At 66.5% G+C, this 25,362-nt stretch carries 17 protein-coding genes; 3 read left to right on the top strand and 14 right to left on the bottom strand.

The window, feature by feature from the left end; all coding sequences use genetic code 11:
* Positions 1 to 31 precede the first annotated feature (31 nt).
* Entirely contained in the window at positions 32 to 2,905 is a 2,874-nt protein-coding gene (gcvP, locus tag ACM1PE_RS23915; RefSeq protein WP_419341157.1) for an aminomethyl-transferring glycine dehydrogenase, read from the top strand.
* Positions 2,906 to 3,002: 97 nt separating this feature from the next.
* Here gcvP and ACM1PE_RS23910 read toward each other — a convergent pair whose 3' ends face one another.
* The 10 genes from ACM1PE_RS23910 to ACM1PE_RS23865 all read right to left on the bottom strand — a co-directional run bounded on the left by ACM1PE_RS23910 (position 3,003) and on the right by ACM1PE_RS23865 (position 17,983).
* Positions 3,003 to 4,967, bottom strand: coding sequence for a DUF945 family protein (locus ACM1PE_RS23910; RefSeq protein ID WP_059371312.1), 1,965 nt, complete (start codon positions 4,965 to 4,967; stop codon positions 3,003 to 3,005).
* Between the two features lie 230 nt (positions 4,968 to 5,197).
* Positions 5,198 to 6,673 (bottom strand): M81 family metallopeptidase, encoded by a 1,476-nt coding sequence (locus ACM1PE_RS23905; protein ID WP_059371313.1) that lies wholly within the window; start codon positions 6,671 to 6,673, stop codon positions 5,198 to 5,200.
* A gap of 33 nt (positions 6,674 to 6,706) precedes the next feature.
* Positions 6,707 to 8,116, bottom strand: a complete 1,410-nt coding sequence (locus ACM1PE_RS23900) for an amidase (protein ID WP_419341155.1) — start codon at positions 8,114 to 8,116, stop codon at positions 6,707 to 6,709.
* A 34-nt stretch (positions 8,117 to 8,150) separates the two neighbouring features.
* Positions 8,151 to 9,842 (bottom strand): ABC transporter ATP-binding protein, encoded by a 1,692-nt coding sequence (locus ACM1PE_RS23895; protein WP_251879166.1) that lies wholly within the window; start codon positions 9,840 to 9,842, stop codon positions 8,151 to 8,153.
* Positions 9,843 to 9,847: 5 nt separating this feature from the next.
* On the bottom strand, positions 9,848 to 10,753 hold the full coding sequence (locus tag ACM1PE_RS23890; protein ID WP_059371316.1) for an ABC transporter permease: 906 nt from the start codon (positions 10,751 to 10,753) through the stop codon (positions 9,848 to 9,850).
* Positions 10,754 to 10,757: 4 nt separating this feature from the next.
* Positions 10,758 to 11,699: an ABC transporter permease gene (locus ACM1PE_RS23885; protein WP_059371317.1), complete on the bottom strand. Its 942-nt coding sequence runs from the start codon at positions 11,697 to 11,699 to the stop codon at positions 10,758 to 10,760.
* A gap of 26 nt (positions 11,700 to 11,725) precedes the next feature.
* Entirely contained in the window at positions 11,726 to 13,291 is a 1,566-nt protein-coding gene (locus ACM1PE_RS23880) for an ABC transporter substrate-binding protein (protein WP_054451985.1), read from the bottom strand.
* 82 nt (positions 13,292 to 13,373) lie between these two features.
* The gene (locus ACM1PE_RS23875) at positions 13,374 to 14,882 is read right to left on the bottom strand and encodes a M81 family metallopeptidase (RefSeq protein WP_251879168.1); all 1,509 of its coding nucleotides are present in this window, start codon (positions 14,880 to 14,882) and stop codon (positions 13,374 to 13,376) included.
* Positions 14,883 to 15,072: 190 nt separating this feature from the next.
* Positions 15,073 to 16,566, bottom strand: coding sequence for a CoA-acylating methylmalonate-semialdehyde dehydrogenase (locus ACM1PE_RS23870; protein WP_059371319.1), 1,494 nt, complete (start codon positions 16,564 to 16,566; stop codon positions 15,073 to 15,075).
* A 91-nt stretch (positions 16,567 to 16,657) separates the two neighbouring features.
* Positions 16,658 to 17,983: an aspartate aminotransferase family protein gene (locus ACM1PE_RS23865; RefSeq protein WP_059371320.1), complete on the bottom strand. Its 1,326-nt coding sequence runs from the start codon at positions 17,981 to 17,983 to the stop codon at positions 16,658 to 16,660.
* Positions 17,984 to 18,144: 161 nt separating this feature from the next.
* Between ACM1PE_RS23865 and ACM1PE_RS23860 the strand changes: the two genes are divergently transcribed.
* Positions 18,145 to 19,572 (top strand): PLP-dependent aminotransferase family protein, encoded by a 1,428-nt coding sequence (locus tag ACM1PE_RS23860; protein ID WP_118931382.1) that lies wholly within the window; start codon positions 18,145 to 18,147, stop codon positions 19,570 to 19,572.
* 1 nt (position 19,573) lies between these two features.
* On the opposite strand, the gene ACM1PE_RS23855 is transcribed toward ACM1PE_RS23860, so the two are convergent.
* The 4 genes from ACM1PE_RS23855 to ACM1PE_RS23840 form a co-directional block, all read right to left on the bottom strand.
* Positions 19,574 to 20,059, bottom strand: a complete 486-nt coding sequence (locus tag ACM1PE_RS23855) for a dihydrofolate reductase (RefSeq protein WP_059371322.1) — start codon at positions 20,057 to 20,059, stop codon at positions 19,574 to 19,576.
* Positions 20,060 to 20,143: 84 nt separating this feature from the next.
* Positions 20,144 to 22,207 carry a bifunctional diguanylate cyclase/phosphodiesterase gene (locus ACM1PE_RS23850; protein WP_059371323.1) on the bottom strand — a complete coding sequence of 688 codons (2,064 nt, stop codon included), beginning with the start codon at positions 22,205 to 22,207 and terminating at the stop codon, positions 20,144 to 20,146.
* 360 nt (positions 22,208 to 22,567) lie between these two features.
* On the bottom strand, positions 22,568 to 23,539 hold the full coding sequence (locus tag ACM1PE_RS23845) for a thymidylate synthase (RefSeq protein ID WP_059371324.1): 972 nt from the start codon (positions 23,537 to 23,539) through the stop codon (positions 22,568 to 22,570).
* 110 nt (positions 23,540 to 23,649) lie between these two features.
* A complete protein-coding gene (locus ACM1PE_RS23840) occupies positions 23,650 to 24,093 on the bottom strand; it encodes an OsmC family protein (RefSeq protein ID WP_088142589.1) in 444 nt (147 codons plus the stop codon).
* Positions 24,094 to 24,217: 124 nt separating this feature from the next.
* Between ACM1PE_RS23840 and coq7 the strand changes: the two genes are divergently transcribed.
* Positions 24,218 to 24,895, top strand: coding sequence for a 2-polyprenyl-3-methyl-6-methoxy-1,4-benzoquinone monooxygenase (gene coq7 / locus ACM1PE_RS23835; protein WP_013396216.1), 678 nt, complete (start codon positions 24,218 to 24,220; stop codon positions 24,893 to 24,895).
* Positions 24,896 to 25,362: the final 467 nt, after the last annotated feature.

The raw sequence follows: 25,362 nt of genomic DNA, 5'->3' as shown, positions 1-25,362 counted from the left end.
CCGACGACACCCGCTATCCCGAGACCTCTCCATGTCGCGCGCCCTAGACACCCACACCGACTTCATTCCCCGCCACATCGGCCCTTCCGACGCCGACCAGGCCGCCATGCTTGCCGTCATCGGCAGCGCCAGCCTGGACGCCCTGATCGAAGAAGTCGTGCCGCCCAAGATCCGCAGCCAGGCCCCGCTGGCGCTGCCCGCCTCGCGCAGCGAAACCGACGTGCTGGCCGAACTGAAGCAGATCGCCGGCCGCAACAAGGTCTGCCGCAGCTACATCGGCCAGGGGTATTACGGCACGCAGACGCCCAACGTGGTGTTGCGCAACATTCTTGAGAATCCCGCCTGGTATACGGCCTACACGCCTTACCAGCCCGAGATCTCGCAGGGGCGCCTCGAAGCCCTGCTGAACTACCAGACCATGGTCGCCGACCTGACCGGGCTGGACATCTCCAACGCCTCGCTGCTGGACGAAAGCACCGCCGCCGCCGAAGCGATGACGCTGGCACGCCGCAGCGCCAAGTCGAAGAGCCCGGTGTTCTTCATTTCGCGCCACGTGCATCCCCAGACCATCGAAGTCGTGCGCACGCGCGCCGAAGGCCTGGACATTGAAATCACCATCGGCGACGAGGCCGAAGGCCTGCCGGAGTGCTTCGGCGTGCTGCTGCAATACCCGCACAGCACCGGCTCCGTCGCCGACTACCGCAAGCTGGCTGAAGCCGCGCATGCGCAAGGCGCCATCGTGGCCGTCGCCACCGACCTGCTGGCGCTGGCCTTGCTGGCCGCGCCCGGCGAATGGGGCGCGGATATCGCCATCGGTTCGGCCCAGCGTTTCGGCGTGCCGTTCGGCTTCGGCGGCCCGCATGCCGGCTTCATGGCCTGCAAGGACGCCTTCAAGCGCAACATGGCTGGCCGCCTGGTCGGCGTGTCCAAGGACGCGCAGGGCAACCCGGCCATGCGGCTGGCGCTGCAGACGCGCGAACAGCACATCCGCCGCGAAAAAGCCACCTCCAACATCTGCACCGCACAAGTGCTGCTGGCCGTGATGGCCGGCATGTACGCCGTGTGGCACGGTCCGGCCGGCATCCGCCGCATCGCCGAGCGCGTGCAGCGCAGCACCGCCATCCTGCGCGCCGAGCTGGTCAAGCTGGGCGTGAACGTCGTCAACGACACCTTCTTCGATACGCTGCTGCTGGAAACCGGCGCGGCGACGCCGGCCATCCTGACCGCCGCCGATTGCGCGCACATCAACCTGCGCCGCGTCGACGGCGCCCGCCTGGCGGTGTCGCTGGACGAGACCGTGACCGTGGCCGACCTGCAAGCGCTGGTCAATGTCTTCGCCGCCGGCCTGGAACGTGACGACGTCGAGCTCGACATCGACGCCCTGGACGCGGCCGCCGCCAGCGGCATTCCCGCCGGCGTGGCGCGCGAAAGCGCGATCCTGACGCACCCGGTGTTCTCCAGCGTGCAGTCGGAAACCGACATGCTGCGCTACCTGCGCAAGCTGGCCGACAAGGATCTGGCGCTGGATCGCACCATGATCCCGCTGGGCTCGTGCACCATGAAGCTCAACGCGACCGCCGAGATGATCCCCATCACCTGGCCCGAGTTCGCGCTGATCCACCCGTTCGCGCCGGCTTCGCAAAGCCAGGGCTACAACGAACTGATCGACCGCCTGTCGGCCGCGCTGTGCGAGATCACCGGCTACGACAACATCAGCCTGCAGCCCAACTCGGGCGCGCAGGGCGAGTACGCGGGCCTTCTGGCGATCCGCGGCTACCATCAGGCCAACGGCCAGCATCAGCGCAACATCTGCCTGATCCCGTCGTCGGCGCACGGCACCAACCCGGCCTCGGCGCAGCTGGCCGGCATGGACGTGGTGGTGGTGGCGTCGGACGCCAACGGCAACGTCGATCTGGTTGATCTGCGCGCCAAGATCGAACAGGTCGGCGACAAGCTGGCCGCTTTGATGATCACGTATCCGTCGACCCATGGCGTGTTCGAGGAAGCCGTCACCGAGATCTGCGATCTGGTGCACCAGGCCGGCGGCCAGGTCTACCTGGACGGCGCCAACATGAACGCGATGGTGGGCGTGGCCCAGCCGGGCAAGTTCGGTTCGGACGTGTCCCACCTGAACCTGCACAAGACCTTCTGCATTCCGCACGGCGGCGGCGGCCCCGGCGTGGGTCCCGTGGCGGTGCGCGCGCACCTGGCGCCGTACCTGCCGGGCGTGGTGAACGAGCAGGGCAAGCTGCCCGGCGACGCCAAGGTCGGCCCGGTGTCGGCCGCGCCGTTCGGCTCGGCCGGCATCCTGCCGATTCCGTTCGTGTACATCTCGCTGATGGGCGCCGACGGCCTGCGCCGCGCCACCGAAGTCGCCATCCTCAACGCCAACTACATCGCGACCCGCCTGCGCGACCACTATCCGGTCCTGTATGCGGGCCGCAATGGCCGCGTGGCGCACGAGTGCATCCTCGATGTGCGTCCGCTCAAGGAAACCAGCGGCATCAGCGCCGAAGACATCGCCAAGCGCCTGATGGACTACGGCTTCCATGCGCCCACCATGAGCTTCCCGGTTGCCGGCACGCTGATGGTCGAGCCGACCGAATCGGAAGGCGTCGCCGAACTGGACCGCTTCATCGACGCGATGATCTCGATCCGCGAAGAAATCGCCCAGGTCGAGCGCGGCGAGCGCGATGCCGAGGACAACGTCCTGAAGAACGCGCCGCACACCGCGCAGATGCTGCTGGCCGAGGAATGGCTGCACGACTACCCGCGCCAGCAGGCCGCTTACCCGGTGGCTTCGCTGCGCGACGCCAAGTACTGGCCGCCGGTTGCCCGCGTGGACAACGCCTACGGCGACCGCAACCTGGTCTGCGCCTGCTTGCCGATCGAAGCCTACGCCTGAGCGTGGGCCGCGAGTCCCGGCGAGAGCCGGGCCCCTAGGCAAAAAAAATCCCCCATCCGAAAGATGGGGGATTTTTTTGTCTTGCGTCAGCCGAGGCTTACTTCGCCGGCGCGGCCTTGCTGGCCACCGAGAAGTCTTCCGCGATGCTGAAGAACGTGTTGAGCATGATCTGCAGGTTTTCCTTGCCGATGCCGCCTTCCGAGTTCATGTCCATCTGCAGCACGGCCCGGTTCTTGTCGTCCAGGTAGGCGCGGGTCCAGCGGTATTCCTGGTTCCAGGCGTTGATGGCCTTGAGCGAGACCGGCTTCTTGCTGCTGTAGGTCGCGGTCACGACGAGGTCATGGCACTTCTCGGTGAAGTCGTTGCACAGGAAGTCGACGCGCAGCTCGCTGGCGCCGGTGTCGCGGGGATCCAGGATCAGGACGGGACCTTCGTCGCCGTCCTGCTTGCGCGGGTTGTAGACCATGTCGTCCAGCATGGTCGTCACGGTGTCCACGTCGAAGTCCTGCATGTAGCCGGCCACGGACGCGGTGTCGGAGGGCGCGGCAAGTTCCGTGCCTTCGGCCGGTTCGCCTTCCTCTTCCATGCCGTCCATGTCGTCGTCCATGCCGGTCGCGCCCAGCAGGCCCGAGAACAGTTCGTCGGCGGGGATCTTCTGGCCGTTCAGGTCGCCCATGCCATCGGCGTAGTGGAACTTGCCGATGATGTTGTCGCCGTCGTTCTTGCCGACGTTGAGCATTTCAGCCATGCCGGACATCGAGCGCATCTGGTCGTCGGCTTCCTCGGCGGCCTTCTCCGCGGTCAAGCCTTGCTTCTTGACGGCGTACTGTACGATCAGGTCGCGCACCATGGGCTTGGAGATGACCAGGGTGGCATCGATCTGCTTGATGGCCTTGACCATGATCTCCTGGGGCGTCAGGTCTTTGACGTTGGGCGGATTGGTCAGGTCCAGGGCGAAGGTCAGCTTGCTTTCGCCCTTGTCGGTCTTCCAGCTGATCGGGTCGATGCTGAACGTGGGGTTGCCGTTGAGCAGCTTGCCGGCGTTTTCCAGCACGGCGTCGAACTGCTCGTCCTTCAGGCCTTCGTCGCTGGCGCCCAGCATGTACTGGCGCACGATCTGGTTGTAGGTGTCCGACAGCTGCTTGATGGCGGCGCCGTCCAGCTTGGCGAGCTTGATCACGGCCTGGCCGTTGCCCAAGGCCACGTCATTCAGAGTGATGTTGCCGGTCTGGTAGGTGGCTTCGACGTTGACGTTCTTGTCGTCTTCGGCCAGCTTGACGCCGTAGCCCAGGTTGTCCAGCGAGACCTTGACGTCGTCGCCAGGGCGGGTGACGTCGATGCGCTTGAGCTTGACGCTGGAGTCGCCAATGGACAGGCCGAACTTGCCCATGCGGCTGTTGACGTCCATCGTCAGGCCGGACACCAGCATCTTGATGGGATCGTCCGATTTTTCGCCATCCACCGACAGCGTTTCCATCAGGGCGTGCGCCGTGACGGCCTGCAGCGCGCGGTCGAAGGTGCCGTTGATCGCCATGCCGCTGAAATTGACGGCGTTGCCTTCGTGCGTGATCTGCACGGGGGCGATATTGGCGGTGGAGGTGGCGAAGCCGCCGAAACTGATGATCGTGTCGGCGCTCAGGGGCGCGACGCCCTTGGTCAGCTCGAACAGCTCCTTGATGTTTTCGGTCTTGGCGAGCTCGGCGTGCGTGAACGCCAGCTTGGGCGCGATGGCGCCGCGCGCCAGCGCGCTCTTGGGGAAGGGGCCGTGTTCGATGGATGCGTCGAACTCGATCATGCCCTTGGGCAGGTCTTCGGCGACCTTGTCGCCCTTGACCAGCGACACGCCATAACGCGCCTGCGTCGAGAACAGGCCGCGCTCGTACTTCAGCTGATCGATGCGCAGACCGAACAGAGGCGTGATCTTGGCCAGCTTTTCGTTGGCTTCCGCCAGGTGGCGCTGCGAGCTTTCCTCGATGCGCTTGCCGGTGTACCACGTGGCCCCGACCCAGCTTCCCGCTCCCACTATGACCACGCCCAGGGTGATCGCTACGCTCTTTTTCATCGTTCTGCTTGTATCGTTGATTATCGAGTCATATCCGGTGAACCGCGGCTGCTTATGGCCGCCGGACGTTGACGCCCGCCATCGGAATACACGTATTCATCGGCCTGTAAGGCCCGCGGCGAGTATACCGAGGCCGATGGTCATCTGAGGGCGCTCACCGTTACAGAAGATTTCAAAATGAAAGCCGGCGCAGTTGCGCCGGCTTTCTGGGGTGGGCGCTGCGGCCGGGTCTACATCGGATCGAGGGGATAGATGGGCCGGCGCACGTGCTTGAAATCAAGCTGGCCGTAGTCCGAGGTGGTCACCCCCACGCCGGTGCATTCGATGACCTGCGTCGCCATGTCGGAAAAGCCCGCGCGCCAGTGCACGCGGCTCTTGAGCACGACATAGCGCTTTTGCAGCGGATCGATGCCGGCCGACAGCAGGCAATTGATGTCGAACGGCTCCTGGTGACGGGAAACCACCACGATTTCCACGCGGCCCGTGTCGATCACGACCGTCAGGCCGGTGTCGTTGCGCACGCCGCGGTACATGGGGCCGCGGTTCAGGTAGACGCCGTCGAACACCAGCTTGACGCGGCCGGTGACCTCCAGCGGCTCGCTGGGTTCCTTGATGGCGGGCATGGCCAGCTTGCCGCCGAGCTGGATCGTGATGGTCTGGCCCACGCCTGCGGCAGCCGCCTCGAGTGCGGCCTGCGGGTCGCAAATGGCGTAGAAGACCACGTTCTCCAGTTCCTGGCGCAGCACTTCCGCCAGCACGGCGGTGGTGTCCATGGTGCCGCCGGAACCGGTATTGTCGTAGTGGTCCAGCAGCACGACCGGGCCTTGTTCGATGGCCTTGGCGCGGGCAATGGTGGGCGCCAGCGGCTCCGGGTGGAACACCCAGTCGGCGCGGCCGTTCCAGGCTTGGTCCAGCAGCTCGTCGCGGTGGCGCTGCGCCTCGGCCAGGTTGCCGTCGGTACAGACCACGGCGCTCAGGCCGGCTTCGCGAATGTCGGCGTGCGGAAATCCCACGAAGACGGAAGCGGCCAGGACGCCGCCGGCTTCCATTGCCTTGCAGCGTTCCTGTAGCGGCTGGTTGGGCGCCGCGTGGGTGCCCTGGCACATGATGTGCGGCAGCATGGGTTTGTTGGCCCAGGACATGACCGGCTTGATCTCGCCCTTGAGGGTGCGCGCGATCACGTTCGCGGCGCGCAGGCCGGCCGCGCGGATGTCCACGTGCGGATAGGTATGGAAGCCCGTGATGACCGTGGCGTGTTTGACGATGTCGTCGTAGATGTTGGCGTGCATGTCCAGCGTCACCGCCACGGGCGTGTGCGGATCGATCTCGCGCAGGCGGCGCAGCAGGTCGCCCTCGGCGTCCTCCACGCCTTCGGCGACCATGGCGCCGTGCAGGTCGAGCAGGATGGCGTCGTAGCCGCCGCGCTGGACCTCGTCCAGGACCAGCTTGCATAGCCGTTCGTGGGTTTCGGCGCTGGCGGGGCCGCTGGGCCAGGACTCGGCCGCCACGGGCACGACCATCTCGGCGCCTTCGCGCCGCGCCACTTCGATATAGCCGCCCAGGCCGCTGTCGGTGTTCTCGTAGGCCTTGATGGCGCGTTCGCCGGCCAGGATCTCGGGATTGCCGCGGAAGAAGCGTTCAAGCGGGGTAGGCACGGGCGAAAACGTATTCGTCTCGTGCTTGATCATTGCCAAAAGCCAACGCATGGGAATTCCTGTGGGTTTGCTGTTGAGGATCGGTCAGGCCGCGCGCGGCGGCTGGGGCCAGGGGTGTTGTTCAGGCCGCATGGCTTCCCAGGCGCGCGCCATGCGCAGCACGCCCAGGTCGTCAAAGCGCGCGCCCGCGATCTGCAGGCCGATGGGCAGGCCGGCCTTGGTATAGCCGCAATTGACGGACGCCGCGGGCTGCTCGCTCATGTTGTAGGGCAGCGTGAATCCGATGTGGTGCATGGTGGTCGCGACCTCGTTGGTGGGCGACGGCCATTCGGCGTTGTAGGCGACCACCGGGGCCACGGGCGAAAGCACGTAGTCGTAGGGCGCGCAAGCCGCTACCGTCTTGGCGCGCACGTTCATGGTTTCGTAATAGCTGCGGAACACGGCCTCGCCGGACTGGCCGCCGCCGCTTTCCGCCCAGGTGCGGATGAAGGGCAGAATCTTGTCGCGGCGCGCCTGCGGCAAGGCCGACAGGTCGACGGCCGAGCGCGTGCGCCAGAAGCGGTCCACGCCTTCCAGCATGTCCGGCGTCATCCAGGGCTGCATCGGCGTGACGATGGCGCCGGCGGCTTCGAAGGCGCGGGCTGCGGCCTCGACCGCGGCGCGGATCTCGGGATCCAGCGGCAGGCCGCAGCCCGCGTCCATCAGCAGGCCGATGCGCAGGCCGCGCAGGTCGAGTTCCAGGTCCAGCCAGTCGAAGTCCTGGTAAGGCAGGCTCATATGGTCGCGCGCGTCGGGCTGCGACAGCACGCCCATCATGAGCGCCGAGTCGGCGACGGTACGCGTCATGGGGCCGGCGCAGCGGCCCATGAAAGGCGGGTCGATGGGGATGCGGCCCAGGCTGGGCTTGAGCGTGGCGATGCCGCACCAGGCCGCCGGCAGGCGCACGGAGCCGCCGATGTCGGTGCCGATATGCAGCGGGCCGTAACCGGCGGCCGCCGCGGCGCCCGCGCCGGCGCTGGAGCCGCCCGGGTTCTTGGTCAGATCCCAGGGGTTGCGGGTCAGTTCATGGAAGCTGGACAGGCCCGAGGACAGCATGCCGAAGTCGGGCATGGTGGTCTTGCCCAGCAGCACGGCGCCGGCCTCGCGCATGCGGGCGGCTGGCGGCGCATCGGCGGCGGCAGGCTTCAATTCCGTCGCTGCCGTGCCCAGCGGCACCGGCACGCCGCGCGTGGCGATGTTTTCCTTGATGGTGGCGGGAACGCCGTCCAGCGTGTGCCCGCCGGTCGCCAGCGGCTCGCCTTTCATCCAGCGGGCTTCGGAGGCGCGGGCCTGCGCCAGAGCGCCGTCCGCATCCAGCGCGTAGGTGGCCTTCAGCTGCGGTTCCCAGCGCGCGATGTGGTCCAGCACGGATCGGGTGACCTCGACGGGCGAGAGCGTCTTGTCGCGGTAGGCCTGGAGCAGCTCCACGGCGGACAGTTCATGCGGTTGCGGCATTGCGGTTCCAGTGTGTGTACAGGCTGCGCGCGTTTCAGGGCGCGGCGGCGTGGCCCAGGCCGGCCGCGACCGGCCGGAAGTTGCGGAAGTCCCAGTCGCGTCCGGGGGCGGCGTCGATCAGGGCCCGTGTGTATTCGTGGCGCGGTTCGGTCAGCACGGTTTCGGCGGAGCCGGTCTCGACGACCTTGCCCCGCTGCATCACCATGATGGTGTCGCAGATCTGCGCGGCCACGCGCAAGTCGTGGGTGATGAACAGCACGCCCACGCCGGTGCGCTGGCGCACCTGTTCCAGCAATTCCAGTACCTGCGCCTGCACCGATACGTCCAGGGCGGACACGGCCTCGTCGGCCACCAGGATCTCGGGGTCCATGACCAGGGCGCGCGCGATGCAGATGCGCTGGCGCTGGCCGCCGGAGAACTGGTGGGGATAGCGGTTCATCGCGTCGGGACTCAGGCCCACGACGCTTAGCGTTTCGCCGGCGCGCTTGAGCGCTTGCTCGCGGGCCACGCCAAAGTTCAAGAGGCCCTCGATGATGGATTCGCCGACGGTGCGGCGCGGATTCAGCGAACGGTACGGATCCTGGAACACGATCTGGATGCGGCGGCGCACCGGGCGCAGCGCCGAGCCGGACAAGGTGCTGAGGTCTTCGCCGCCCATCATCATGTGGCCCGCGGTGGGTTCGATCAGGCGCACGATGCAGCGCGCCACGGTGGATTTGCCCGAGCCGGACTCGCCCACGATGCCCAGGATCTCGCCCTTGCGCAGCGTCAGGTTGACGTCGGCGGCCGCGATCACGTTGCGCGCAGCCTGGCGCGAAAACAGCGAACTCTTGGTGCCGTAGGTGCGGCCCAGGCCCTTGACGTGCAGCACCGGCATGCCGGCCGGCGCCTCGCGGCGCGAGGGCACCAGGCTGGGTACCGACGACACCAGCCGGCGGGTATAGGACTGCTTGGGCTCGGCCAGGATCTCGTTGCGCGTGCCGCTTTCGATCAGGTCGCCGCGGTTCATCACCACGATGCGGTCGGAGATCTCGGCCACCACGCCGAAGTCGTGGGTGATGAACAGTACGGCGGTCTGGTGCTTGACCTGCAGTTCCTTGATGAGCGCCAGGATCTGCTTCTGCGTGGTGACGTCCAGCGCCGTGGTCGGCTCGTCCGCGATCAGCAGCTTGGGTTCCAGGATCAGCGCCATCGCGATGACGATGCGCTGGCGCTGGCCGCCCGACAGCTGGTGCGGATAGGCCTCGAAGATGCGCTCGACGTCGGGCAGGTGCACCGACCGGAACATGTCCAGCACTTTGGCGCGGCGGTCCGCGGCCGACATCTGCTTGCGGTGCAGGCGCAGCACCTCGTCGACTTGCTTGCCCACGGTGTGCACGGGGTTCAGGGCGGTCATGGGCTCCTGGAACACCATGGCCATGCGCGTGGCGCGCATCTCGCGCAGGCGGCGCTGCGTGGCGGTGACCACGTCTTCGCCTTCCACGCGGATGGAGCCGGCGCTGACGCCCAGCACGCCGGGCGGCAGCAGGCCCATGACGGCCAGCGAGGTGACGGATTTGCCCGAGCCGGACTCGCCGACCACGCATACCGTTTCGCCGGCGTGCACGTCCAGGCTCAGGTTGCGCACGACGCGGTTGCCGGCGCCGGCGACTTCCACCGAGAGGTTGCGGATGGCCAGGATGGCGGTGGAGGTATCGCCTGCGGGAGGAGTGGGGGAATAGGTCATCGGCATCAGATCCTGCGCACCATTTTCGGGTCCAGCGCGTCGCGCAAGGCGTCGCCCAGGATGTTCACGCTGAGCACGGTCAGCGACAGGAACAGGCCGGGGAACAGGATCAGGCCGGGCAGCATGCGGAAGTACATGCGTCCTTCGGACATGATGTTGCCCCAGGAGGCGATCTCGGGCGGGATGCCCGCGCCCAGGAAGCTCAGGATGGCTTCGGTGAGCATGGCGGAGGCGAACACATAGGTACCCTGCACCGTCAGCGGCGCGATCGTGCTGGGCACCATGTGGCGCCACAGCAGCAGCGGCAGCGGCGTGCCCAGGGCCAGCGCGGCTTCGACATAGGGTTCGCCGCGCACGGTCAGGATTTGGCCGCGCACCAGCCGCACCACCCGCGGAATTTCCGGGATGGTGATGGCGACCAGCACGGTGGTGATGCTGGCGCCCGTGACCGACACCAGGGCGATCGCCAGCAGGATGCCGGGGATGGCCATGATGGCGTCCATGGTGCGCATGATCAGCCCGTCCAGCGAACGGAACCAGCCGGCGATCACGCCGATGACCAGGCCGATGGCGACGCTGACCAGCGCCGCGCCCAGGCCCGCGATCAGCGAGATGCGCGCGCCGTAGGCCACGCGCGACCAGACGTCGCGGCCAAAGGCGTCGGTGCCCAGCAAGTAGTCGGAGAAGGGCGGCTTCAGGCGCGCGCCGGGGTTGATGGAAGTGGGGTCGACCGTACCCAGCAGCGGCGCGAACAGCGCGATGGCGACGACCGCCACCAGCACGATCAGCGCCAGCATCACGGGCCAGCTCTTGAGTCCCTGGCGGATCTGGCGCCAGGCGGTAGCCTGGGGCGTGCCGCCTCCGGGGAGATCGGCGGCCGCTTGCGCGGCGGCATCGGTTGGCGTTTGCATGGCGTTAATACCTGATTCGCGGGTCGAACACCGTGTAGGCGCAATCGACAACCAGATTGATGAACACGTAGACGAACGCGAAGAAGAGCGTCAGGCCCTGGATGACGGGGTAGTCGCGCGCGAGCACGGCTTCCACCACCAGCCGGCCCAGGCCGGGGATGTTGAACACCGATTCCGTCACGACCACGCCGCTGATCAGCAGCGCGATGCCCAGGCCCACCACCGTGGCGATGGGCACGGCGGCGTTGCGCAGGGCGTGGCCCAGCAGCACGCCGGTTTCGCCCAGGCCCTTGGAGCGCGCCGTGCGGATGAAATCCTCGCCCATGACCTCGATGACGCTGGTGCGCGTGATGCGCGCGATCAGAGCCACGTAGACCGTGGACAGCGCCAGCGACGGCAGGATGAGGCGGTGCAGGTAAGGCCAGAAACCCTTGGCCAGCGGCGCGTAGCCCTGCACGTTGAACCAGCCCAGCTTGATGGCGAAGAGCCAGATCAGCACGTAGCCCGTGACGAAGACCGGCACGGAGAATCCCAGCACCGAGAAGCCCATCACGGCGCGGTCCAGCAGCTTGCCCTGGCGCCATGCGGCCAGCACGCCCAGCGGAATGGCGACGAGCAGGGTGAACACCAAGGTCAGCACCGCCAGGCTGAGCGACGGTTCCAGGCGCTGGCCGATCAGCTTGGTGACCGGCACGCCGGACATGAGCGAGGTGCCCAGGTCGCCTTGCAGGAGCTTGCCGCCCCAGATGAAGAACTGTTTGATGACCGGCTGGTCCAGGCCCATCGTCTGGCGTATCTGGACGATGCGCTCGGGCGTGGCGCCGTCGCCCGCCATGATGATGGCCGGATCTCCCGGGCTGAAACGCAATATCGCGAAGACCACCACCGCGACCATCACCAGAACGGGGATGGTCGCGAGGAGCCGGCGTGAGACAAATGCCAGCATGTATTTCCCCCTGAACTACTTGCCCATCAAGGGGCTTTCTTGACGTTCCAGAACGCGAACACCGGCGCGTGCACCAGGCCCGAGAGCTTGGTCGAGTAGACGGTGGGCACGGACATCTGGCCCAGCGGCACGTACAGGCCTTCATCGATGCCGATGCGCTGCACTTCCTCGGCGATCTTCTTCTGTTCCGCGGGGTCGGAGGTCAGCGCCATCTTCGTGCGCAACTCTTCGATCTGCGGGAAGTCGGGCCAGCCGAACCAGGCGTTGTCGCCGTTGGCCGCGGCCGGGGCGGAACGGACCGGGTCCATCACGTCCGTGGCGTACCAGTTGGTGTTGTGGATGTTCCAGCCGCCTTCCGCGGGCGCAGCCTTCGAGGCGCGGCGCGTCGCGACGCTCTGCCAGTCCATCGCGGCCAGGTTGACGTTGAAGCCAGCCTTGCGCAGCGCCTGCGCCATCACCACCGGCTGGGCCGACAGCGTGCCGACGTCGGTCGCGTGCATGACCAGGATGGGCGTATTGTCGTAGCCCGCTTCCTTCAGCAGCGCCTTGGCCTTCTCGATGTTGGACGGCACCACCATGTCCTTGCCGATGTCGCTTTCCAGCGGCGTGCCGCAACCCCACAGCGAGGCGCAGGTCTTCCAGTATTTCGGATTGCCGACCAGCGCCTTCATGACGTCTTCCTGGCCGATGGCGTACATCGCGGCCTGGCGCACCTTCTTGTTGTTGAAGGGCGGGTACTTGAAGTTGAAGCGGTACATCGTGAAGTAGCCGACCGGGCTGAGCGACTCTTCCTTCAGATCCTTGTTGCCTTCGATCATCGGCAGCAGGTCATAGGGGAACTGCTCGACGAAGTCGATCTCGCCGCCCAGCAGCGCGTTGGCGGTGGTCAGCGCATCCGGCATGACGTCCCATTCGACCTTGTCGACGTTGACGACTTTGCCGCCGGCCAGGCCGCTGGCGGGCTCCTTGCGCGGCACGTAGTCGGCGTTCTTGGCGTAGACGGTTTTCACGCCCGGCTTGAATTCGATGACCTTGAACGGACCCGAGCCGGTCATGTCGGTGATGGGCTGGCCGATGGCCTGTTCGGCGATGCGCTTGGGCATCATGAACGGCGCGGTGCCGGTGGGCTTGGACAGGGCGCGCAGCGCCAGGTCCGTGGGTTCCTTCATGACGATGCGGAAGTTCTTGTCGTCGATGACTTCGATCTTGTCGGTGAACTTCAGCAGCGTGCGGCCCATGCCGTCGCCGGCGGCCCAGCGCTTGATCGAAGCGACGCAGTCCTCGGACGTCACCGGCTTGCCGTCATGCCATTTCTGGCCGTCGCGCAAGGTCATGGTGTAGGTCTTGCCGTCGGGGGAGACTTCCCACTTTTCCAGCATCTGCGGCTGGATCTTGTTGTCGGCGTCGGTAGCCAGCAGGGTGTCGTAAATCATGTAGCCGTGCCACGTCGTGATGTACGCGGTGGTGGCGTGCGGGTCGGTCAGGCGCAGAGGCGAGTGCATCACCGACTTGATGACGGTCTCGGCGTAGGCGCCGTGAGCCATCATCATGGTGGCGCCGGCCAGCGCGGCCGCTCGGACGTACTTCAGCATGAATGTTCCCCTTGATGCGTAGTGAGCGGCGCCATCGCGCCGCTGCGTCGTTGGTCCGCCGCGCGGTGGCGGCGTGCGAGCTTCAGGCGGTAGCGGACCCGCCGGAAAAGACAGGTCCGCAAGGCGCCATTCTGATGCCGGGACGCAACCGTGTCCATGGTTGTTTTGCCGCATCCATCAGCATGGAACCCGGGGCCGCGCACACCAGGATCTTTTCCGCGATGCCAGTGAAATCTGCGCGGAAGTGGGCGGAGCTCTTGACCACCAGGATCGCTGCGCGCTGCGGTTCCACGCCGGCGAAGCGGAACATCTCCTGGTCGGCCATCTGCACCTTGTTGGAGGCGACGATGATGCGTACGCCGCCGATCCGCAGACAGGCGCTGGGGCCCAGGTCCATATGGAAGCCGCGATAGAAGGCGCCGTGCGTATCGAAGCGTCCATCCGAAGTTTTCTCGACGATGAACTCGGTGTCCAGCGGCTCATCGTCGGGAATACCCGAGTGTCCACCCAATGCAATGCGTACCTTGTTTCCAGCGCCCGCGCGGTGGGCGGCCAGCGCGGCCGCGGGGTCGACGATGAGGCCGATGGCGGTGTCGCGCGCATCGTGCCGAATCAGGGCGCGCAACACGCCAGTGGTGTCCGAGCTGCCGCCCGCGCCCGGGTTGTCCTGCGCGTCGGCGATGACCACGGGCTTGTGCGCGTCGCGCGCCAGCCGCATGGCTTCCTGCACGGCTTCGTCGGGCGTGTAGAGCTTGCCGCCGAAGTCGCGTTCCGCGTTGAGCACGGCGCGCGCCATTTCGTCGGCAGCGGCGTCGGCTTCGGCTTGGGTCGCGCCGTAAGCCCACACCGTGGGGGCGCACTCGGGGAAGTCGGCTGCGGGAAAACCCGTGGCGAACGACAGGCTGAGCGCGCCGCGCGTTTCGATGTCGCCCACCATCTGGTACAGGCTGCGCGAGGGTTCGATATCGGTGGACTGCCAGCACAGTGAAATCAGATAGGGCAGCGCGCGCAGGGCCACGCAAGGCCGCGGCGCGCCTGCCAGCCGCCTGGCCAGCAATTCGGCTGCGCGCTGCCCGGTTTCGGCCATGTCGATGTGAGGATAGGTGCGGTAGCAGACCAGCGCGTCGGCGTGGCGCACCATGGCGCGGGTAACGTTGGCGTGCAAGTCCAGGCTGGCGACGACGGGGACGTCCGGACCCACCAGCTCGCGCACGCGCTTGAGCAGTTCGCCTTCGCCATCGTCCAGGTGCTCCGTGACCATGGCGCCGTGCAGATCCAGGTAGACGCCATCCAGCGGCAGCGCCTGCGACAGGCCTTGCAGGATCATCGCGCTGATGCGTTCGAACGCATCCTTGGTGACCGGTCCCGAAGGACTGGCCGCGGCCCAGGTGGTGGGCAGCAAGGTGTGCCGTCCCATGGCTTCAATAAAGCCCGCCACCGGTATGTTGGCGCCTGCCACCGCCTGGAACATCGCTGGCCCGCTGACCAGCTTGGGCCAGCCGCCGCCTTTCTCGGCAAAATCTTCCCACGCCGCGCGCGAAGGCGCGAACGTATTGGTTTCATGCTGAAAGCCGCCTATCCCGATGCGCATCAGGATTCCCCTTGTCGTTTTTGATATGAGGAAGACGCGGCTACGCCGCGCCCATTTCAGTTCCCGCTGCAAACGGGCACAACGCAACTAACTGGCAAGATCGTCCCAAGCGGGGTCGCGCGGATCCGGCTCCGCCGGTCCGCAGCGACGCCCCCTTGAGGGGGAAGCGCGCAGCGCTTCGGGGGTGGGCTCACTTCGCCACAGGCATCGTGAATTCCGCACCCTTGGCGATGCTGTCGGGCCAGCGCTGCATCACGCTCTTGTAGCGGGAATAGAAGCGGATGCCTTCTTCGCCGTAGGCGTGATGGTCGCCGAACAGCGAGCGCTTCCAGCCGCCGAACGAATGCCAGGCCATGGGCACCGGAATCGGCACGTTGATGCCGACCATGCCGACCTTGATCTGGCGCGCGAAGGCGCGCGCCACGCCGCCGTCGGACGTGAAGCAGGCCACGCCATTGCCGAATTCATGGGCGTTGATCAGTTCGACCGCCGAGGCGAAGTCCGGCACGCGCACCACGCACAGCACCGGGCCGAAGATTTCTTCGCGGTAGATGTTCATCGCGGGCTTGACGTGGTCGAACAGCGTGCCGCCGAGGAAGAAGCCCTTTTCGTTGCCCGGCACCTTCAGGCCGCGGCCGTCGACCACCAGCGTCGCGCCGGCGGCGATGCCGTCCTCGATGTAGCCCACGACCTTGCCGCGATGCTGCGAGGTGACGAGCGGGCCCATTTCGGCATCGCCCTGCATGCCGTCCTTGACCACCAGCGCCTTGACGCGAGGCGTCAGGCGTTCGACGACCTTGTCGGCCACGTCGCCCACCGCCACGGCGACCGAGATGGCCATGCAGCGTTCACCGGCCGAGCCGTAGGCCGCGCCCATCAGCGCGTCGGTAACCTGGTCCAGGTCGGCGTCGGGCATGACCACCATGTGGTTCTTGGCGCCGCCCAGCGCCTGCACGCGCTTGCCGCGACGGGTGCCTTCGGCATAGATGTATTCGGCAATCGGCGTCGAACCGACGAAGGACAGGGCTTCGACGTCGGGATGCGCGATCAGCGCGTCCACCGCCTGCTTGTCGCCGTGCACGACGTTGAACACGCCTTCAGGCAGGCCGGCTTCGGCCAGCAGTTCGGCCAGGCGCACGGACGCCGAGGGATCGCGCTCGGAAGGCTTGAGCACGAAGGTGTTGCCGCAAGCGATGGCCACCGGGAACATCCAGCACGGCACCATCATGGGGAAGTTGAACGGCGTGATGCCGGCCACCACGCCCAGGGCCTGGCGCATGCTCCAGTTGTCGATGCCGCCGCCGATCTGGTCGGAGTATTGGCCTTTCATCAGCTGCGGAATGCCGCAGGCGAATTCGACGATTTCGATGCCGCGCGTGACCTCGCCCTTGGCGTCGGAGAAGACCTTGCCATGTTCGCGCGTGATCAGTTCGGCCAGTTCGTCCTGGTGCTTGTCCAGCAGCGCCTTGAAATTGAACAGGATGCGCGCGCGCTTGAGCGCGGGCGTTTCGGACCAGGCCGGAAACGCGGCCTTGGCAGCGGCCACGGCCAGCGCGACTTCGTCGTTCGACGCCAGCGGAATGGAAGCGGTGACTTCGCCGGTGGCGGGGTTGAAGCCGTCGGCGTAGCGGTTGCTGCGGCCGTCGTAGTGCTGGCCATTGATGAAATGCGGGATCTTCTTCATGGGAACGCTCGAATCTGGGGCTTTGAAAAATGCCACAGGGCGGCCGTCGGCCGCCCAGGCGAAAAACCGCCCCTCGCGGGGCGGCGGACGATCAGGCGACTTCCTTCAGGATGCGGCCGATCTGTTCGAAGATCTGGCCGATCTGCGCCTCTTCGATGATGAGCGGGGGCGAGATCGCGATGATGTCGCCGGTGTAGCGCACCATCAGGCCGTTGTCGAAGCACTTCTGGAAGACTTCGGCGGCGCGCGCGCCGGGAGCGCCGGCGCGCGGCGCCAGCTCGATGCCGCAGACCAAACCCAGATTGCGCACGTCGATGACGTGCGGCGCGCCCTTCAGGCTGTGGGCGGCGTCCTGGAAGGCGCCGGACAGCTTGCGGGCGCGGCCGAACAGGTCTTCGCGGCGGTAGATGTCCAGCGTGGCCAGGATGGCGGCGGCGGCCAGCGGGTGCGCCGAATAGGTGTAGCCGTGGAAGAACTCGATGCCGCCGGCCGGGCCGTTGACGATGGCGTCATGCACTTCGCGCTTGACCGCGACCGCGCCGGCCGGCACGGCGGCGTTGCTCACGCCCTTGGCCATGGCGATGATGTCCGGCGTGACGCCGAAGAACTCGGATGCCGTGGCGGCGCCCAGGCGGCCATAGGCGGTGATGACTTCGTCGAATATCAGCAGGATGCCGTGCTTGGAGGTGATTTCGCGCAGCTTTTCCAGATAGCCCTTGGGCGGGATCAGCACGCCGGTCGAACCTGCCATCGGTTCGACGATGACCGCGGCGATGGTGGACGGGTCGTGCAGCGCGACGATGCGCTCCAGTTCGTCGGCCAGGTGAGCGCCCCAGGCCGGCTGGCCCTTGGAATAGGCGTTCTGCTCGATGTTGTGGGTGTGCGGCAGATGGTCCACGGCGGGCAGCAGCGCGCCGGAGAAGGTCTTGCGGTTGGTCGAGATGCCGCCCACCGAGATGCCGCCGAAGCCCACGCCGTGGTAGCCGCGCTCGCGGCCGATCAGGCGGGTGCGCTGGCCTTCGCCGCGGGCGCGGTGATAGGCCAGGGCGATCTTCAGGCAGGTGTCGACGGATTCGGATCCCGAGTTCGTGAAGAAGACCCGGTCCAGGCCCTGCGGCATCAGGCTGGCGACGGCGGTCGCGGCTTCGAAGGCCAGCGGGTGGCCCAGCTGGAAGCCCGGCGCGTAGTCCATCACGCCTGCCTGTTTGGCGATCGCGGCGACGATTTCCTCGCGGCCGTGGCCGGCGTTGACGCACCACAGGCCGGCCGTGCCGTCCAGGATCTGGCGGCCGTCGGTCGAGGTGTAGTACATGCCCTTGGCGGTCGCCAGCATGCGCGGGTGCGCCTTGAACTGCTTGTTGGCAGTGAAGGGCATCCAGAGGTGGGACAGGTCGGGCAGTTTGTCGGGGGCGTTCATGGCGGCTCCAGGGGACGGACAAGCGCTGGACTTGGGCGACGGTTGTGCAGCCAGCGGGATTGAAACGATTCTGGTGCGTCCGGATGGGAATGAAAATATACGATCCGCGCAAATGCGGCTAACTGTATAGTTATGAACGACACAACTGTACAGTTATCTCCGTGATCGATTTCCAGCCCAACCGCGCCCGTGGCCGCGGACAGGCGCCGACCCTGGTCGAGCAGCTGGTCGCCGCCATCCTGCGCGCCATCGAAGAACAGACACTGCGTCCGGGTATGTCCCTACCTTCGGTGCGCGAGTTTGCGCGCCTCTACGAGGTCAGCACCTTCACCGTGGCCAGCGCCTACAGCAGGCTGGTATCGCTGGGCTGGCTGGCGGCGCGGCCGGGCGCGGGCTATCGGGTCGCGACGCCGGACGCGCCGGCGCGCCCCGTCCAGCCGCCGTCCTGGGAGCCGCCGCGCCTGAACGCCGGCTGGCTGCTGTCGGACATCTTCGCGGACCATTCCATCCCGATCAAATCGGGCTGCGGCTGGCTGCCGGGCGAATGGCTGAACGAGGAGGGGCTGCACATGGCCCTGCGTCACATGGGGCGGGTGCCGGCCATGCGTATCGCGAACTACGGGCATCCTTATGGCTATGCGCCACTGCGCGAGACCATCGCGGCCAGCCTGAGCGCGCAGGGCATGGAGGTCGAGGCCTCGCAGGTCGTGCTGACCCAGGGCGTGACGCATGGGCTGGACATGGTGATACGCACCTTGCTGCGGCCAGGCGACACGGTGGTGGTGGAGCAGCCCGCCTATGCCAATCTGCTGCAGATGCTGCGTCTGGCCGGCTTGCGCGCGGTGTCCGTGCCGCGCACGCCGGACGGGCTGGACTGCGAGGCGCTGGAAGCGGTGGTGGCTCGCCACCGGCCCAGGGCGCTGGTCGTCAACACCGCATTGCAGAACCCGTCGGGCGCCAGCATCAGCATGGCCAATGCCTTCCGCATCCTGCAGGCGGCTGAGCGGCACGGCTTGTGGGTGGTGGAAGACGATATCTCGCGCGAGCTCGCGCCCGGCGTAACGCCCATGCTGGCCGCCCTGGACGGGGCGCGGCGCGTGGTCTACCTGGGTGGCTACTCCAAGGTCATCAGTCCGTCGGTGCGGGTGGGTTATGTGGTGGCGCACCGCGATCTGGCGCGCGACATCGCGCGCACCAAGATGGCGGTGGGCCTGACCTCGCCGGAGATCATGGAGCGCATCGTGCACCAGGTCATCCGCGAGGGCCGCTACCGCGCCCACATCGCCCGCACCCGCGAACGGCTGGCGGAGGCCCATGCTGGCGTGGGCGAGCTGATGGCGCAGCATGGTTTCGAGATCTATGGGAGGCCGCAAGGCGGCCTGTTCCTGTGGGCCAAGGTGGCCGGACAATGGCGCGAACGCGGCGCCAACGGACTCGCGGAACTGGCGCTGAAAGACGGCATCTGGCTGGCGCCCGGGTCTTACTTCGAGGCGGACGAGGCCGATACGCCCTGGGTGCGCTTCAACGTGGCCTATTCGGAAGCGCCGGCCCTTTGGCGTTTCATGCGGAACGCCGGGGCGGCCGCCTGAGTCACTGCCGCTCGTAAGTCACGAAATCGTATTCGTAGCCGTTTTCGGCCGGCTGCGCTTCGCGCGCCGTTTCCTTCCATTGAAAGGCGGGCAGCAAGGGGAAGAAGGCGTCGCCTTCGACCTCGGCGCGGACTTCGGTGGCCAGCACGCGTTGCGCCAGCGGCAGGGCTTGCGCGTAGATTTGCGCGCCGCCGATCACATAGGCCGCGTCGATGTCGCCGCAGGCCTGGATCGCCGCTTCCAGCGACGGTGCCACGATGGCGCCCGCGGCGCTGAAATCGGGATTGCGGCTGATCACGATGTTGCTGCGGCCGGGCAGCGGCCGGCCCAGCGAGTCCCAGGTCTTGCGGCCCATGATGATGGGGTGGCCCAGGGTGCTGCGCTTGAAATGCGCCAGATCGCCCGGCAGTTTCCAGGGCAGGGCGTTGTCGCGCCCGATGGCGCGATTGGTGGAATAGGCGACGATGAGGGTAAGGCTGGCGGGCATGCGGGGTCGGGACGGTTGGGGTTCGGCCGGTTGGCTACGGCAAGCGTAGCAAATTTGCGCGGCGGCTTGCGCCGCGCCGGCCGCTCAGTCGACCGCGTGTTCCAGGAATTCGGTGGCGGGCATGGGTTTGCCCAGCAGGAAGCCCTGCAGCGAATCGCAGCCCAGGCCGGTCAGGAACTTCTGCTGCGCCGGCGTTTCCACGCCCTCCGCCACGATGCGCAGGTTGAGCTGCTGCGCCAGCGCGACAATGGCCGACACGATGGCCGCGTCTTCGTTGTCGTTTTCCAGCTGGTTGACGAAGCCGCGGTCGATCTTCAGCTCGGTGGCCGGCAGCCGCTTCAGATAGAGCAGGCTGGAATAGCCGGTGCCGAAGTCGTCGATCGAAATCGTCACGCCCAGGTTCGACAGGCGCTTGAGCACCGCCAGGCTGGCTTCGGCGTCGCGCATGGCGGTGGATTCGGTCACTTCCAAGGTCAGGCAGGCCGGCGGCACGCCATGGCGTTCCAAGGCCGAGCGCACCGTTTCCACCAGGCTGGCGTGGGCGAACTGCAACGCTGAAATATTGACGGCGATGGTCCAGTGGCCCTGGCCAGCGTTGATCCATTCACGCATCTGGCGGCAGGCCTCGTTGATCACCCATTCGCCGATGGACAGGATCAGGCCGGTCTTTTCCGCCGTGGGAATGAACTGGTCCGGGCCAACCAGGCCGCGGGTCGGATGGTTCCAGCGCAGCAGCGCCTCGGCGCCGATGATCGGGCCTGCGGGCGCTTCGTACTTGGGTTGGTAGTGCAGCACGAGCTGGTTGCGTTCCTGCGCCAGGCGCAGGTCGTGCAGCAGTTCGATCTGCTCGTGCGCGTCCGCGTTCATGGACGGTTCGAAGAAACTGTAGCCAGTGCCGCCCAGGCGCTTGGCGTGGTACATCGCCGCGTCGGCGTTGGTCAGCAGGGCGTGGGTGTCCTGGCCGTCGTTGGGATAGATGGCGATGCCCACGCTCGAGGTCACCATCACCTCATGCCCGTAGACCGTGACGGGGCGGGCGATGGCGTCGATGAGACGGTCGGCCACATTGGCCGCGTCGGTGGGTTCGACCACTTCGCTCAGTACGATGAACTCGTCGCCGCCCAGGCGCGCCACCGTGTCCTGTGTGCGCAAGGTCTGGCGGATGCGCTGCGCCAGGTCGATCAGCAGGGCGTCGCCGGTGTGGTGTCCGTACGCGTCGTTGACCGCCTTGAAGCCGTCCAGGTCGAAGAACAGCACCGCGAAATAGCCCTTGCGCCGGCTGGCGCTTTCGATCGCCTGCTCCAGCCGGTCTTCCAGCAGGATGCGGTTGGGCAACTTGGTCAGCGTGTCGTGCAGCGCCAGTTGCACCAGTTCTTCATTGGCCTCGGCCAGCGATGAAGCCAGGGCCGAGGTGCGCGCCTCCAGCCGGTTGTCCAGCACCGCGACCAGCAGGGCGATGGCCAGCACGCTCAGAGTCACGGCGGTCACGGCGATGGCCAGCCAGCCGGCCGAAATGCCGCTGTTGGCCGCCATGCAGATACTGCCCGCGGGGAAGCCGGCGGCGGCCATGCCGGTGTAGTGCATGCCGACGATGGCGATGCCCATGATCGCTGCCGCCAGCGGCCGCGACCAGACCACGCGGGAGCCGCCGTGGCGCAGCCGGTAGGTGATCCATAGCGCCGCGCCGGAGGCGGCCACGGCAATCACGATGGACAGTGCGAACCATTTGGCGTCATAGACAATGCCGGGCTCCATGAGCATGGCGGCCATGCCGAGGTAATGCATCGCCGCGATGCCGGCGCCCATGAGCAGGGCGCCGATCACCAGCCGCCGCCGCGGCAGCTCGTCCTTGCTCACGGTCCACAGGGCGAAGGCGGAGCAGCCGATGGCGATGACCAGCGACAGGACGGTCAGCGGCAGGTCGTAACCCATGGGAATGGGCAGGCTGAAGGCCAGCATGCCCACGAAATGCATGGACCAGATGCCCACGCCCATCGCGAACGCGCCGCCCGCCAGCCAGTAGCGCGCGCTGGGCAACCCGTTCGAGGCTCTGACGCGGTTGGCCATGCCCAACGCCGTGTAGGACGCCAGGATGGCGACTCCTAGAGATACGAGGACGAGCGAAGGGTTATAAGTTCCGACGAGCATTGGTAGGGTCCTGTCCTTGGCGCATGCTGCCGCCGCGCGGGCTTCATATCAATTCAATTGGTAGTCTATGGTTGCAAGTCGGTCGCAAGACAGAATTCGGCGGTCGACGCTGGTGATACACGTGCTCTCTTTTTGGGAAGGGGAGTGCGGCTGAGCAACGCCTGCGGACGGCGCTGCCGGGCAAACGGCCCGGTTTCGCTGCGAGCGACAGGCACGGCGCGGCAGGTGCCGGTCGGAAGCAATGGCGCGCGGGCATTTCTGGACGCGCGCCCATGGCTAAGGGATGGGTTATACCGAAAACGCGCTTCCAGAAGCTCACCAATCTTCACCTGCGGCCCAGGGCGCGCAGGCAGCCACTGTCTACACGGCCATGGCGGCGGTGAGGGGGGCGTGATGGGTGTAGCCCGACAACGAAAAGTCGCCTGGTTCCACCTTCTCCAGCCATTCGGGCTCGTAGCGTCCGGTGACCGCAAAATCGGGAATGCGGTCCGACAGCACCAGCGTGGGCGCTTCGTAGGGCTCGCGCGTGAGTTGCTCACGCAGCATCGGCAGGTGGTTTTCGTAGATGTGCGCGTCGCCGATGAAATAGGTGAACCAGCGCGGCGTGTAGCCGGTCAGTCGGCCAACCAGATGCAGCAGGGCCGCGCCTTCCGTGAGGTTGAATGGCGTACCCAAACCGACGTCGTTGGAACGGATGTACAGGCACAGCGATATTTCGCGGGTGGTCGCGTTCGGCAGGAATTGATAGAGCAGGTGGCAGGGGGGCAGCGCCATTTCCTCGATCTGCGCCCAGTTCCAGCCGTGGAACAGGATGCGGCGGTCGCCCGGCCGTTCGTGGATGGTGTCCAGGCATTGCCGCAGCTGGTCCACCGCCTTGTAGAGCAGCACCTTGGGCGCGCCGCCTTCCTCCAGATCGGCGACCTTGGCGTAGCCGCGCGACAGGGCGTCGGCGATCTGCGCCGAGCGGCTGGCGTCCAGCATCTTGTAGGCCGGCCACTGGCGCCATTGCACGCCGTAGACCGGGCCCAGGTCGTCGGGACCTTCGCGGTACGGGTTGGCCAGCCACTGGCTGTTCTCGTTGGCGTTCTGGTCCCAGACCTTGCAGCCCAGCTCGCGGAATTCCGCCGCGCTGCGCGAGGCGCGCAAGAAACCCACCATTTCGCCGATGGCGGACTTGAAGGCCAGCTTCTTGGTGGTGACAGCGGGGAAGCCCTTCTGCAGGTCGAAGCGCAGCGACGCGCCCGGCATGCTCAGGGTGCGTATGCCCGTGCGGTTCTCCTGCCACGCGCCGGTGTCCAGGATGGATTGAACGAGGTCCAGGTATTGTTTCATGGCGGTCCTTGCGCACGCTCGCCCGGCGGGTGACGCAGACAGCCGCCGCGAACGGATCGCGGCGGCTCTTATAAGTTACGGATAGACGAATTACACCACGCGGGCGCGGTTCAGGCCGCGGCGGGCGTTTCCTGCGTGTCGACGATCTCGACCGAGAAGGTCAGCGCCGCGGTTTTCTCCAGCATGGCCGAGGCCGAGCAGTATTTTTCGTGCGACAGCTGCACTGCGCGTTCGACCGCGGCGCGCGGCAGGTTGCGGCCGGTGACGGTGAAGGCGAAATGGATGCGGGTGAAGACCTTGGGGTCGGCATCGGCGCGGTCGGCCTGGAGCTTGACGCTGCAGCCGCTGACGGCGTGGCGTCCGCGCTTGAGGATCAGCACCACGTCGTAGGCGGTGCAGCCGCCGGTACCGGCCAGCAGCATTTCCATGGGACGGGGGGCCAGATTGTGCCCGCCGCCGTCCACGGCGCCGTCCATGACGGCCACGTGGCCGCTGCCGGTGCTGGCGGTGAAGAGCATGCCGTTCGGGCCGCCCCAGTCGATCGTGCATTCCATATTGTCGTGTCCTTGAGCTTGAGCGCTGTCAATGGCTGATGATACCTGTTGCGTACAATTCCGGGCATGAGAGCCCCGCCCCGCATCAGGGGTGTGCGTGCCAGCCTTGCCGAGGAGTTTCCCCATGTCCACCGCTCTGTCCCGCCCCAGCCCCGTTTCCTTCCTGCGCCGCATCAGCCCCGTGGATGCGCTGCTGGCCGAGGCCGACCGCGCGTTGCGGGTGCTGTCCGGCAGCGCCACTGCCGGCCGCCCGTATCCGGCCACTGCCGACGAGGCGCCGCAAGCCCTGTCGGCCCAGGAAAAGCGCCACGCGGCCGGCCTGATGCGGGTGAATCATGTGGGCGAGGTCTGCGCCCAGGCGCTGTACCGGGGCCAGGCTTCGGTATGCCGAGAGCCCGCGCCCCGGGCCCTGCTGCTGAACGCGGCCTCCGAGGAAGTGGACCACCTGGCCTGGTGCAATCAGCGGCTGACGGAACTGGGCAGCCGCCCCAGCCTGCTGAATCCGGTTTGGTACGCGGGTTCGTTTGCACTTGGCGTGCTGGCCAGCTACGCCGGCGTGCCGCGCAACCTGGGTTTCATGGCGGAAACCGAAAAGCAGGTCGAAGCGCATCTGGAAGAACATCTGCGCACCTTGCCGGTGCAGGACGAGCGCTCGCGCCAGATCGTGCAGAAGATGAAAGAGGACGAGGCGCAGCATCGCGCCAGCGCGGAAGCGGCGGGCGGTGTTCCTTTGCCGGCGCCGGTAAAGGCCGCGATGCGGGCCATGTCGAAGGTCATGACGACCACCGCTTACTGGGTCTGATACGCCTGAAACGTGAAATGTTGCAATGCGCAAAAATAGCTGCAAGTTGGTGCCGGACGCACCATCTCGGTGCAAAATCCAGAGCGGGATAACCCGATAGAGGCTAGGGTAAGCCCCGGGCGGGTTTACCCATTTGGCAAAAACCCTGTTTTTGGAATAGCCATTGATTGGCGCGGGTTTCCAGAGGGGAGTCCAGGACTTTGCGGCAAATTTGCAACGCGAAAAATCTCTTGCGCGACAGGCTAAAAAAATTCTTGCATCGCACAAAAAACCTCGGTACTATTCATACATCGGATGTTGAAACGCAGTCGGCGCGGTGCAAAACCCCGAAAGCGTAGCGAGCGGAAGGCCAGCTCCCAACATGCCACGGTTGTCTCCTCCACCCTCCTCCTTTGGTGGATTTAGCCCGAGATCTCACGATCTCGGGCTTTTTTTTCGATGTTTTTGATGTGTCCCCATTTAGCTGT

The organism is Achromobacter sp. PD1 (assembly GCF_048541815.1).
Lineage (GTDB): Bacteria > Pseudomonadota > Gammaproteobacteria > Burkholderiales > Burkholderiaceae_B > Achromobacter > Achromobacter bronchisepticus_A.
This window is presented reverse-complemented; position numbering and strand designations above follow the sequence as displayed.

Coding starts and splice junctions, on each gene's coding strand:
- ACM1PE_RS23895 (WP_251879166.1), bottom strand. CDS start 9,842: ATGACCTATTCCCCCACTCCTCCCGCAGGCGATACCTCCACCGCCATC.
- gcvP (WP_419341157.1), top strand. CDS start 32: ATGTCGCGCGCCCTAGACACCCACACCGACTTCATTCCCCGCCACATC.
- ACM1PE_RS23910 (WP_059371312.1), bottom strand. CDS start 4,967: ATGAAAAAGAGCGTAGCGATCACCCTGGGCGTGGTCATAGTGGGAGCG.
- coq7 (WP_013396216.1), top strand. CDS start 24,218: ATGTCCACCGCTCTGTCCCGCCCCAGCCCCGTTTCCTTCCTGCGCCGC.
- ACM1PE_RS23885 (WP_059371317.1), bottom strand. CDS start 11,699: ATGCTGGCATTTGTCTCACGCCGGCTCCTCGCGACCATCCCCGTTCTG.
- ACM1PE_RS23900 (WP_419341155.1), bottom strand. CDS start 8,116: ATGCCGCAACCGCATGAACTGTCCGCCGTGGAGCTGCTCCAGGCCTAC.
- ACM1PE_RS23880 (WP_054451985.1), bottom strand. CDS start 13,291: ATGCTGAAGTACGTCCGAGCGGCCGCGCTGGCCGGCGCCACCATGATG.
- ACM1PE_RS23850 (WP_059371323.1), bottom strand. CDS start 22,207: ATGCTCGTCGGAACTTATAACCCTTCGCTCGTCCTCGTATCTCTAGGA.
- ACM1PE_RS23845 (WP_059371324.1), bottom strand. CDS start 23,539: ATGAAACAATACCTGGACCTCGTTCAATCCATCCTGGACACCGGCGCG.
- ACM1PE_RS23840 (WP_088142589.1), bottom strand. CDS start 24,093: ATGGAATGCACGATCGACTGGGGCGGCCCGAACGGCATGCTCTTCACC.
- ACM1PE_RS23870 (WP_059371319.1), bottom strand. CDS start 16,566: ATGAAGAAGATCCCGCATTTCATCAATGGCCAGCACTACGACGGCCGC.
- ACM1PE_RS23865 (WP_059371320.1), bottom strand. CDS start 17,983: ATGAACGCCCCCGACAAACTGCCCGACCTGTCCCACCTCTGGATGCCC.
- ACM1PE_RS23875 (WP_251879168.1), bottom strand. CDS start 14,882: ATGCGCATCGGGATAGGCGGCTTTCAGCATGAAACCAATACGTTCGCG.
- ACM1PE_RS23855 (WP_059371322.1), bottom strand. CDS start 20,059: ATGCCCGCCAGCCTTACCCTCATCGTCGCCTATTCCACCAATCGCGCC.
- ACM1PE_RS23890 (WP_059371316.1), bottom strand. CDS start 10,753: ATGCAAACGCCAACCGATGCCGCCGCGCAAGCGGCCGCCGATCTCCCC.
- ACM1PE_RS23905 (WP_059371313.1), bottom strand. CDS start 6,673: ATGCGTTGGCTTTTGGCAATGATCAAGCACGAGACGAATACGTTTTCG.